Raw genomic sequence first — 10,639 nt, 5'->3', positions numbered from 1 at the left:
CTGGTGCCGCTGTAACATCTGTTCAAATAGATGGTGTATTGCACGAGTTTTCAACAATTGATGGCGTCGTGGAAGATGTAACAACCATTATTTTAAACATTAAAAAGCTAGCGCTAAAAATTTATTCGGACGAAGAAAAGACGCTTGAGATTGATGTACAGGGTGAAGGAGTCGTTACAGCTGCCGATATTACTCACGATAGCGATGTAGAAATTCTCAATCCAGACCTTCATATCGCTACATTAGCAAAAGACGGTCGCTTACGGATGAGAATGACAGCAAAACGCGGACGTGGGTATACACCAGCTGACGCTAACAAGCGCGAGGATCAACCGATAGGTGTTATCCCGATCGATTCCATTTATACGCCGGTATCGCGCGTATCTTACCAAGTCGAGAATACGCGCGTCGGTCAAATGACAAATTACGACAAGTTAACGATCGACGTGTGGACAGATGGTAGCATCGGCCCGAAAGAAGCAATCTCACTAGGGGCAAAAATTTTAACAGAGCACTTGAATATTTTTGTGAACTTAACAGATGAAGCGCAACACGCTGAAATCATGATCGAAAAAGAAGAAGATCAAAAAGAAAAAGTGCTCGAGATGACAATTGAAGAGCTTGATCTTTCTGTTCGTTCGTACAACTGCTTAAAGCGTGCTGGTATTAACACAGTACAAGAGCTTGCGCAAAAAACAGAAGAAGATATGATGAAAGTGCGCAACTTAGGCCGCAAGTCGCTTGAAGAAGTAAAGGCGAAGTTAGAAGAGCTAGGATTAAGCTTACGTAAAGATGACTAGTTAAGCGTTTGGTTAACTAGGCATTTTCATGTTAAAAGTGAAATAAAGGAGGGACATCACATGTCTTACAGAAAATTAGGACGCACAAGCTCTCAACGTAAAGCGTTGCTTCGTGACTTAGTGACAGACTTAATCATTAATGAGCGAATTGAAACAACAGAAGCTCGTGCAAAAGAGTTGCGTTCTGTTGTAGAAAAAATGATTACATTAGGAAAGCGTGGCGATTTGCATGCACGTCGCCAAGCTGCTGCATTCGTACGCAAAGAAGTCGCAAACACAGAAACAGGTCAAGATGCAATTCAAAAATTATTTAGCGACATCGCACCACGTTACCAAGACCGTCAAGGTGGTTACACACGCATTATGAAACTTGGACCACGCCGCGGTGACGGTGCGCCAATGGTCATTATTGAACTAGTTTAATACGTTTTTACAAGGGCGAGACAGTTTTTGAACTGGATCTATGCCCTTTTTTTGTTTCTTTTTTTGTAGTAGAGTAGAGAGTAAGAAAATTCAGAAGAGATGAGGAGAGAGTTGTGGAAGTTGCATTACGTGTGGAACATATAAGTTTTCAATATGCAAACGAAAAAACGTATGCTTTACAAAACGTGTCGTTTCAAGTGTATAAAGGTGAATGGGTAACCATTGTAGGTCATAACGGATCGGGAAAGTCAACCCTTGCTAAGCTATTAATCGGTTTATTGCCACCGAAAAGTGGAACGATTCACGTATGCGGCATCCCGTTAAATGAAGAAACAGTATGGGATGTTCGAGAGCAATTAGGCATCGTTTTTCAAAACCCGGATAACCAGTTTGTTGGAACGACGGTTCAAGATGACGTCGCCTTTGGTCTTGAAAATCGTGGCGTACAAAAAAATGAAATGGTAAAGCGCATAAACGAAGCACTAAAAAAAGTAGGTATGGAAAATTTCGTGAATGACGAACCGCATCGTCTGTCAGGTGGACAAAAACAACGTGTAGCGATCGCAAGCGCCATCGCTCTTGAACCGAATATTATCATTTTAGACGAAGCAACATCGATGCTTGATCCGAGAGGAAAAAAAGAAGTGCTTCAAGTGATGCAATCGCTTCGTCGTGAACGCGATATGACTGTTATTTCAATTACTCATGATTTAAATGAAGTGGCAAAAGCTGATCGAGTGATTGTCATGAATAAAGGAAAGATTGCATTAGAAGGAACGCCTAAACATATTTTTGCGCATGGGTCGAAGTTGGAAGAGATGGGGTTGGACTTACCATTTTCGCTCCAACTAAGTCGACGGTTGAAGGAAAATTACATTCCAATTACAACCGATCATTTGACAATAGAGGGGTTGGTGAGTGAATTATGGACATTGTATTCCGCGATGTCGAACATCGCTACCAAATAAATACCCCCTTCGAAAAGCGGGCGCTGTACGATATTCATATGGATATCCCTAACGGTTCATACGTAGCGGTTGTGGGTCATACCGGATCGGGAAAGTCAACCCTTTTGCAACATTTAAACGGCTTACTTCAACCGACAAAAGGGACGATCCATCTGGGCAATTATACAATTACAGCAGGAAAAAAAGAAAAACATTTAAAGCCTTTACGAAAAAAAGTAGGTATCGTTTTTCAATTTCCTGAACATCAACTATTTGAAGAAACAGTAGAAAAAGATATTTGTTTTGGACCAATAAATTTTGGTGTGAACGCAGAAGAGGCGAAAGCTCGTGTGGGAGAATGGTTAGCACTCGTCGGATTGCCAGAAGAAGTGCGACATAAATCTCCATTTGCGTTAAGTGGTGGGCAAATGAGACGTGTGGCTATTGCCGGTGTGTTAGCCATGGACCCAGAAGTGCTCGTGTTAGATGAACCTACTGCGGGCTTAGATCCTCGTGGGCGAAAAGAAATGATGGACATGTTTGCAAAGCTTCAACGGCAAAAACATATGACGATTGTGCTTGTTACACATAGTATGGAAGAGGCAGCACGTTATGCGGATGATATTATCGTGATGCATCAAGGAACAATTGTGCGAAGAGGAGCACCAGAACATATTTTTCGTCATGTCGATGATTTAATAAGCCTCGGACTAGATGTCCCTGAACCAGTTTTGTTTCAACGGGCAATCGAACAAAAATTTGGCGTGCAATTTCATGCCCCTTGTTTGACGATGGAAGACGTTATCAAAAACTTACAAACGTTATTTACTAGGGTGAAACGTATATGATGAACAGTATGATTATCGGAAAGTATGTTCCTGGAGATTCTCTCATTCATCGTCTCGATCCACGCACAAAATTGTTGCTCATGTTTATATATGTATTTATTGTGTTTCTTGCTAATAATGAATGGACGTATGGGGTGTTGACTTCTTTTACATGTGTGTTGTTGTTTTTATCGCGCATACCGCTTTCGTTCATGATTAAAGGATTAAAACCAGTTTTATGGGTCATTGTGTTTACGTTTCTTCTTCACGTATTGCTAACAAAAGAAGGGGATGTCGTTTTTCAATGGCTTGGGATCGAAGTGTACGACAAAGCGATCCAACAAGGAGCGTTTATTTCTTTACGCTTTTTGCTTCTTATCGTTGTTACAACGCTAGTGACGTTAACAACGACACCGATTGAAGTGACCGATGGGATGGAATCATTGCTTTCACCATTAAAAAAGTGGAATATGCCTGTTCATGAGCTAGCGTTAATGATGTCTATTTCCCTTCGTTTTATTCCAACATTGATGGAAGAAACTGAGAAGATTATGAAAGCTCAAATGGCTCGCGGTGTCGATTTTTCAAGCGGACCGCTATCAGAACGAATGAAAGCGATGACGGCATTGCTTGTTCCGCTATTCATTAGCGCATTTAAACGAGCAGAAGAACTAGCTGTTGCCATGGAAGTGCGTGGATACCGTGGGGGGAACGGTCGAACGAAATGGCGCGAGTTAACGTGGAGGCGCATAGATACGGCTTTTATGCTTTTACTTGGCTTATTGGCTGTTTTGTTATGGTTACTTCGTTCATAAAAAGGAGCGAACAGCATGAGAAGGATCAAATGCGTCATTGCTTATGATGGCACGCATTTTGCAGGATACCAAATTCAACAAAAAAAGCGAACTGTACAAGGAGAGCTTGAGCGTGCGCTCTCAACCATTCATAAGGGGGAATTTGTTCGTGTATATGCGTCAGGACGAACAGATGCAACCGTTCATGCATGTGGACAAGTGATTCACTTTGATACGCCACTTGCGATTCCTGATGAAAGATGGCCTAAAGCGTTAAATGCGCTTCTTCCTGATGACATCATTGCCAAAGAGGCAAGTGAGGTTTCGCCTTCCTTTCATGCGCGATTTAGTGTGAAAAATAAAGAGTATCGTTACCGTGTCTGGACGGGAGAGAAAAACGTGTTTTTGCGTCATTATGTATATCACTATCCGCATCAACTTGATGTAACGAATATGAACGAAGCGCTTCGCTATTTAATCGGGACGCATGATTTCACAAGTTTTTGCTCGGCAAAAACGGAAATTGATGATAAAGTTCGTACCATTTATGAAGCGGAAGTGATTCAAGAAGGAGAAGAGCTAATCTTCCGTCTTGTTGGCAACGGTTTTTTGTACAATATGGTTCGCATTATCGTTGGAACAGTGCTAGAAGTTGGACGGGGGAAACGGCATGCTGAAGAGATGAAGGCGATTTTGGAACAAAAAAATCGCGATGCTGCGGGAAAGACAGCACCGGGTCACGGTCTTTATTTGTGGCACGTTTCGTATGACAACTAATCCAGGTGTAACATTTTCTTGACATTGGGTTGTAGAAGAGATATTATATCATATGGTATGTATTTTAAACCCACGATTAGCCCCGGAAATTAATCGTGTTGAAATAAATATCGCTTGTTCATTTTTTATTTTAGGAGGGAAAACAAATGCGTACGTATATGGCGAAGCCAAATGAAGTAGAACGTAAATGGTACGTTGTTGATGCAGAAGGCAAAACGTTAGGACGTCTTGCTAGTGAAGTTGCTGCGATTTTACGCGGTAAACATAAACCGACTTACACACCGCATGTTGACACTGGTGATCATGTGATCATCATCAACGCAGAAAAAGTTGAGTTAACAGGGAAAAAATTAACAAACAAATTATACTACCGTCACAGCTTACATCCAGGTGGATTAAAAGTAAGAACAGCGCTTGAAATGCGTACAAATTACCCAGAGCAAATGCTTGAAAGAGCAATTCGCGGCATGCTTCCAAAAGGTAGCCTTGGTCGTCAAATGTTCAAAAAATTGCACGTTTATCGCGGAAGTGAACATCCGCATCAAGCACAAAAACCAGAAGTTTATGAACTTCGCGGATAATTGATCAAAGGAGGGCATTATTTTGGCACAGGTACAATACTACGGCACAGGCCGTCGCAAAAGTTCAGTTGCGCGTGTGCGTCTCGTTCCAGGTGAAGGACGCATTATCGTAAATGGTCGTGACATTCGTGATTATGTTCCATATGAATCTTTAGTTGAAGTTGTCAAACAACCGCTTGTTTTAACAGAAACATTCGGTAGCTATGATGTATTAGTAAACGTAAGCGGTGGTGGATTTACAGGTCAGGCAGGTGCAATTCGTCACGGTATTGCTCGCGCGTTGTTACAAGTTGACCCTGAATACCGTCAAACATTAAAACGTGCAGGATTATTAACGCGCGACTCTCGTGTGAAAGAGCGTAAAAAATACGGTCTTAAAGGCGCTCGTCGTGCACCACAATTCTCAAAACGTTAATTTCAACAAATCTCGGCAATTATTTGCCGAGATTTTTTTGTATGTCCCTCTTGTTCATGCGAACAATATATATAAGGAGGGACAGCCAAGTGGGAATACTTACATCGTTTACAATAAAAAAGTTAGAAAAACAGCTTGCTTATGAGCGAAATGTATTGAAGGATCTTTCTTATCGTGAGTTATGTAGACGTGTGCGCACGTATTGGCAACAATACATGATTGTTTCCGAAGTCATGGAAACGATATGTATCGATATAGCCATTGAAGCATATTTGCTTGGGGCTCATTATAGTCGGTTTACATATTATGGTGAGTCAGTAGAAACGGTGAAAAGTCGTTGTATAGACGAATACGAACAACTCATACATGAGCTGTATGAACATATGAAGCTATGTAGAGATGGTATGTACGACACGTGTGCTCGTTACGTAGATGTTTGGTGGAGAGAAGGAATCGAAAAAGGGCTTCGTCGTCAACGTCTTCGTTTAAAATGAAGGTTCTAAATTCTTCCCTTGTCCCATATAACATAAATAGCGGGGAGGAGAAGGGATGAAAATACGTATTGTTGTTTTTTTTATTGTTTTTGTCCTTTTTTTACAGTTTTACGTACTTCATGATCACTCTTGGAAAGCATGGAGTTTACCGTTATCAGGGAAAATTATCATCCTTGATCCAGGGCATGGTGGGCCTGACGGGGGCGCAGTTGGAGGGGATGTTCTTGAGAAAGACATAGCGCTAAATGTTGCATTAAAATTGCGCGATTATTTGCAACAACAAGGTGCACTCGTTCAAATGACGAGGGAAGGGGACTACGATTTAGCGAATGAACAAACGAGGGGATATAGCCGAAGAAAAATAGAAGACTTACAACAGCGAGTCCAGCTTGTGAATGATTCAGAGGCAGATTTTTTTATTAGTATTCATTTGAACGCCATCCCTTCACCAAAATGGAGAGGGGCACAAGTGTTTTATTATTCCTCATTAGAAGAAAATAAACGATTAGCGAAGTTTATTCAACAAGAACTGCGTGTCAATTTAGAGAATACACATCGCTTAGCAAAGCCTATTCAAACGGTATATTTATTAAAAATGGCGAAAAAGCCTGGGGCTTTAGTTGAGATTGGTTTTTTATCAAACGAGGAAGAACGAAAACTACTAGCGTCTTCGGTGTATCAAGAAAAGCTGGCGGCTTCGATTTATAAGGGCATTTTACGTTACGTATCAAACGAACGCGATCCTTCTGAATGAGGAAGGATTCATTTTTTTATGCAGAAAATTATGTTATATTGAAAGTGTGAAATCGAATACATGAATACATAAGGATTGGTGAGGCGCGATGTTGACAGAAAAAAAAGTTGTGGAGCTGCTCGAAACGATTTACGACCCTTTTTTGAAAAAAACGTTTAAAGAAACAGGCGCAATTCAAGAAGTCAAAATAAATGAAGAAAAAGGACTAGTAAGTGTAAAAATTGCTTTAGCGAAAACAGGAACGGCAGAACAACTTCAAGTGCAACAAACTGTTGTACAACGTTTAAAAGACGCAGGAGCATCTTCTGTTGGGCTCCGTTTTGCTCAATTGCCGTTAGAAGAAGAACGTACAACAAATGAACCCATTTACTTAGCGATTGCAAGTGGAAAAGGTGGAGTAGGGAAGTCGACTGTATCAGTTAATTTAGCCGTTTCACTTGCTCGACTTGGGAAAAAAGTTGGGTTAATTGACGCTGACATTTATGGATTTAGTGTACCAGACATGATGGGTATTACGGAACGTCCAGTTGTTCGTGGGGAGAAAATTATTCCGGTTGAACGTTTCGGTGTGAAAGTGATTTCGATGGGATTTTTTGTAGAAGATAACTCACCGGTTATTTGGCGTGGACCGATGCTTGGCAAAATGCTAAAAAACTTTTTTGATGAAGTGGAATGGGGCGAATTAGATTATTTATTACTAGACTTACCTCCAGGCACAGGTGATGTGGCATTAGATGTGCATACAATGCTTCCAACATCGAAAGAAATCATTGTGACAACCCCTCATCCAACCGCTGCTTTTGTTGCCGCAAGAGCGGGGGCGATGGCTGTTCGGACGAATCACGAAGTTGTTGGTGTCATTGAAAATATGTCATATTTTGAAAGCAAAACAACAGGTGAAAAGGAATATATTTTTGGAAAAGGCGGTGGCCAAAAATTAGCCCAAGAATTACAAACGGATTTACTTGGACAATTACCGCTTGGACAACCGGATTGGAACGATGACGATTTCGCACCTTCTGTATATGGAGAAGATCATCCAATTGGAAAAGTATATATGGATATTGCTAAAAAAATTATTGCAAAGTTACGATGAGGGGCTTGTTCGCCCCTCAAGCTGTTTGATCTTCACTTGATGTTTCTTGATCGGATTTTTTCTTACCGCCTTGCATTTCCTCTGCTGCTTTCATAAGAATATCTTCAATTTTTGCTTTAAATAGCGGGCTGCTAAATGTCTCTGTAATCACTTTTTGTAAATGAGCGCGAAAATCTTTGTTTTTCATCTCTGTTTGTATTAATTTTTTCATTTCCGGATTTTGCATAATATCTACGATCATTGCTTGATATTCAGGATCCTTCATTAATGCTTTTAATAATTTTTCATGTTCTTCTTTCATACTTTTTGCAAAGCTTTGGGCAAACTTTGCATCTTCAAATGCCTTTTTCCAAAACGTTTTTCCTTTGTCTGATGTCAACGTTTCTTCAATCGTTTTTTTAACAATTTGCTGATCCATAACGAGTTGTTGTTTGACTTTTTCATCACCCATCACTTCTTGAATCGCTTTTTTTCCTTCATCTGTTTTTAAAATGTCAACGACCATTTTTTTCGTTTGGTCGTAATCAGGTTGCGCAGGGGTTTTTTCTTGCTGAGCACACCCTGTCAGCATTAATGTGTAGCTAATCACGAGGAGCAAAAATATTCGATTCATAACTAAGGGCCCCTTTCAACAAGTTTCCTTACTGTTAATATTCAATGTTCTTTGCAAAAATATTCGCTAGCATTTTTCTTATTTCGTTGATAGAATTTTGAAAGGGATATTGAGAAGTGGAGGGTGCATAAGTGAATAGTCGAAAGTGGGTTCAATTGTTTTTTTCTACATTGTTTGTTGGCGGAATAAGTACGGGGATTGTTGGGTTCGTTGTGAAATGGAATGAATACGCACATCTTTTCATATCGTTTGAGATAAAAGAAATTTTATCTGTTCTCGTTTGGTTGATTGGTGTTGGTTTCATTTTTAGCGTCATTAGTCAAATGGGTTTTTTTGCATATTTAACAATTCATCGTTTTGGTCTCGGAATTTTTCGTTCGGTTGGATTATGGAATGCTGTACAAATCGTTCTCATTGCTTTTGTTTTATTTGATCTCGTTTATTTTCGTTATCAACTGTTTGCTGAAGAGGGCGAATCGATCGTCAGCTATGTGCTCGTTGCTTTATTTATTTTTCTGTTTGGGCTTATTGTTGCTTACGTAAAAATGCGTGAGACGAATAAAGAAGCGTTTGTTCCTGCGTTATTTTTTATGGTTGTTGTAACAGTAATTGAATGGTTCCCAGTATTGCGAATTAACGAAGAAAATTGGTTGTATTTAATGTTGTTTCCGTTATTGATTTGTAATGCGTATCAGTTGCTTACATTGCATCGGCTTTTGCGGAAATAAAATGAGGCGTGCTGCCTCATTTTATTTCTTTACTTTTTATATGCGCGTTATTGACAAGGTCGGATATCACCACGCTTTTATACCCTTCTTTTTTCATCCATATGATAATTTGTTCTAATGCTTGAGTGGTTTGTTTCGCTGAGTCTGATGCATGAAGTAACACAATATCTCCGCCTTTTGCATTTTGGGTCACATTTTCAACAATTGTGTTCACCCCAGGATTGAGCCAGTCTTTTGAATCAATACTCCAATGAACGACAGTATGACCGAAGGAATGAACAACTTTTAAGACGTCCTTATTAAAATTTCCTGTCGGTACACGAAGAAAAGGGGTATGTTTAATACCTAATGTATCAAACACTTTTTTAGCTTGTGCTAAGTCACGAACAATTTTCCCCCTCTCTAGTTCAGTGTAGTTTTTATATTCATAACCCATGCTTCCAATCTCGTGTCCATCGTCCACGATTTTTTTTACGATGCGTGGATGGCGTTCAGCCCAAGAAGCAGATAGAAAAAATGTAGCTTTCACCCCATGTTTTTTTAACACATTTAAAACGGGTATAGCATTTGTTTCTCCCCAACTAATATCAAATGTTAAAGCAAGTTCATTTTTTTTGTTTTCAACTTTGTAAATGGCTTTCGATCCAAGATCAGTAGAGAATACGGATTCGCTTGCAAGTTGTTGAATATACAAAATAGAAGCGGTGACGAAGGCAATGGATATGATGAGAAGCCATTTTTTTATTGTTTTTCCGTCGAGTATATAGAAAAACTTCAATGTTTGTCCCCCCCTTGTGCTTTTTATGACCATCTTATGCAAGAAATAACATGATATGATCAATGAATAAACGAGAACATTTTTTAAAAAATATTATTGACAAAAAAATGAAACGTGTGTTAAACTGATAATCGTCGTTAGCGACGAAAAAAAATCATCGTTGGCGACGAAAAATATAGTTGACGACAGTCGAAAGAAATGATAAACTGTTAGAGCTGTTGTTTGATGGAGATGTTCCTTGAAAACTGAACGAAGCGAAAAGCGTAAAGAAGCTAGAGATATGAACTTTCTATGGAGAGTTTGATCCTGGCTCAGGACGAACGCTGGCGGCGTGCCTAATACATGCAAGTCGAGCGGATCAAATAGAAGCTTGCTTCTATTTGGTTAGCGGTGGACGGGTGAGTAACACGTGGGCAACCTGCCCTGTAGACGGGGATAACACCGAGAAATCGGTGCTAATACCGGATAACACGAAATGTCGCATGACGTTTCGTTGAAAGACGGCGCAAGCTGTCGCTACAGGATGGGCCCGCGGCGCATTAGCTAGTTGGTGAGGTAACGGCTCACCAAGGCGACGATGCGTAGCCGACCTGAGAGGGTGATCGGCCACAC

At 40.2% G+C, this 10,639-nt stretch carries 14 protein-coding genes and 1 rRNA gene; 13 read left to right on the top strand and 2 right to left on the bottom strand.

Annotated elements, in window-relative coordinates:
- The 11 genes from ASC42_RS13260 to ASC42_RS13210 all read left to right on the top strand — a co-directional run.
- Positions 1-800, top strand: an 800-nt coding sequence (locus ASC42_RS13260) for a DNA-directed RNA polymerase subunit alpha (RefSeq protein WP_055442087.1), incomplete at its 5' end; no start/stop codon positions are given.
- Between the two features lie 60 nt (positions 801-860).
- On the top strand, positions 861-1,223 hold the full coding sequence (gene rplQ / locus ASC42_RS13255; RefSeq protein ID WP_003397694.1) for a 50S ribosomal protein L17: 363 nt from the start codon (positions 861-863) through the stop codon (positions 1,221-1,223).
- A gap of 113 nt (positions 1,224-1,336) precedes the next feature.
- Positions 1,337-2,191: an energy-coupling factor ABC transporter ATP-binding protein gene (locus ASC42_RS13250; protein WP_055442086.1), complete on the top strand. Its 855-nt coding sequence runs from the start codon at positions 1,337-1,339 to the stop codon at positions 2,189-2,191.
- Positions 2,149-3,018, top strand: a complete 870-nt coding sequence (locus ASC42_RS13245) for an energy-coupling factor ABC transporter ATP-binding protein (RefSeq protein ID WP_055442085.1) — start codon at positions 2,149-2,151, stop codon at positions 3,016-3,018. The genes ASC42_RS13250 and ASC42_RS13245 overlap by 43 nt, the downstream gene beginning before the upstream one ends.
- Positions 3,015-3,812: an energy-coupling factor transporter transmembrane component T family protein gene (locus tag ASC42_RS13240; RefSeq protein ID WP_055442084.1), complete on the top strand. Its 798-nt coding sequence runs from the start codon at positions 3,015-3,017 to the stop codon at positions 3,810-3,812. The genes ASC42_RS13245 and ASC42_RS13240 overlap by 4 nt, the downstream gene beginning before the upstream one ends.
- A 15-nt stretch (positions 3,813-3,827) precedes the next feature.
- A complete protein-coding gene (truA, locus tag ASC42_RS13235; RefSeq protein WP_055442083.1) occupies positions 3,828-4,568 on the top strand; it encodes a tRNA pseudouridine(38-40) synthase TruA in 741 nt (246 codons plus the stop codon).
- A 146-nt stretch (positions 4,569-4,714) separates the two neighbouring features.
- On the top strand, positions 4,715-5,149 hold the full coding sequence (gene rplM / locus ASC42_RS13230; protein ID WP_012573869.1) for a 50S ribosomal protein L13: 435 nt from the start codon (positions 4,715-4,717) through the stop codon (positions 5,147-5,149).
- 22 nt (positions 5,150-5,171) lie between these two features.
- A complete protein-coding gene (gene rpsI / locus ASC42_RS13225) occupies positions 5,172-5,564 on the top strand; it encodes a 30S ribosomal protein S9 (RefSeq protein ID WP_003397701.1) in 393 nt (130 codons plus the stop codon).
- Between the two features lie 89 nt (positions 5,565-5,653).
- Positions 5,654-6,058, top strand: coding sequence for a DUF2521 family protein (locus ASC42_RS13220; protein WP_055442082.1), 405 nt, complete (start codon positions 5,654-5,656; stop codon positions 6,056-6,058).
- A 55-nt stretch (positions 6,059-6,113) separates the two neighbouring features.
- On the top strand, positions 6,114-6,812 hold the full coding sequence (gene cwlD, locus ASC42_RS13215) for an N-acetylmuramoyl-L-alanine amidase CwlD (RefSeq protein ID WP_055442081.1): 699 nt from the start codon (positions 6,114-6,116) through the stop codon (positions 6,810-6,812).
- Positions 6,813-6,900: 88 nt separating this feature from the next.
- Positions 6,901-7,908 carry an Mrp/NBP35 family ATP-binding protein gene (locus tag ASC42_RS13210; protein ID WP_055442080.1) on the top strand — a complete coding sequence of 336 codons (1,008 nt, stop codon included), beginning with the start codon at positions 6,901-6,903 and terminating at the stop codon, positions 7,906-7,908.
- Between the two features lie 16 nt (positions 7,909-7,924).
- On the opposite strand, the gene gerD is transcribed toward ASC42_RS13210, so the two are convergent.
- Positions 7,925-8,521, bottom strand: coding sequence for a spore germination lipoprotein GerD (gene gerD / locus ASC42_RS13205; RefSeq protein WP_055442079.1), 597 nt, complete (start codon positions 8,519-8,521; stop codon positions 7,925-7,927).
- A 131-nt stretch (positions 8,522-8,652) separates the two neighbouring features.
- On the opposite strand from gerD, the gene ASC42_RS13200 reads away from it, so the two are divergent.
- Complete coding sequence (locus ASC42_RS13200) at positions 8,653-9,249, top strand: KinB-signaling pathway activation protein (protein ID WP_055442078.1); 597 nt, start codon at positions 8,653-8,655, stop codon at positions 9,247-9,249.
- Positions 9,250-9,265: 16 nt separating this feature from the next.
- On the opposite strand, the gene pdaB is transcribed toward ASC42_RS13200, so the two are convergent.
- On the bottom strand, positions 9,266-10,027 hold the full coding sequence (gene pdaB, locus ASC42_RS13195; protein ID WP_055442077.1) for a polysaccharide deacetylase family sporulation protein PdaB: 762 nt from the start codon (positions 10,025-10,027) through the stop codon (positions 9,266-9,268).
- A 288-nt stretch (positions 10,028-10,315) separates the two neighbouring features.
- Between pdaB and ASC42_RS13190 the strand changes: the two genes are divergently transcribed.
- Positions 10,316-10,639 (top strand): 16S ribosomal RNA (locus ASC42_RS13190); the annotation flags it as partial.

Origin of the sequence: Anoxybacillus suryakundensis (genome assembly GCF_001418025.1) — a bacterium.
GTDB lineage: Bacteria > Bacillota > Bacilli > Bacillales > Anoxybacillaceae > Anoxybacillus > Anoxybacillus tengchongensis.
Note: the sequence above shows the minus strand (reverse complement) of the source record. Positions and strands in the feature narration are given on the sequence as shown.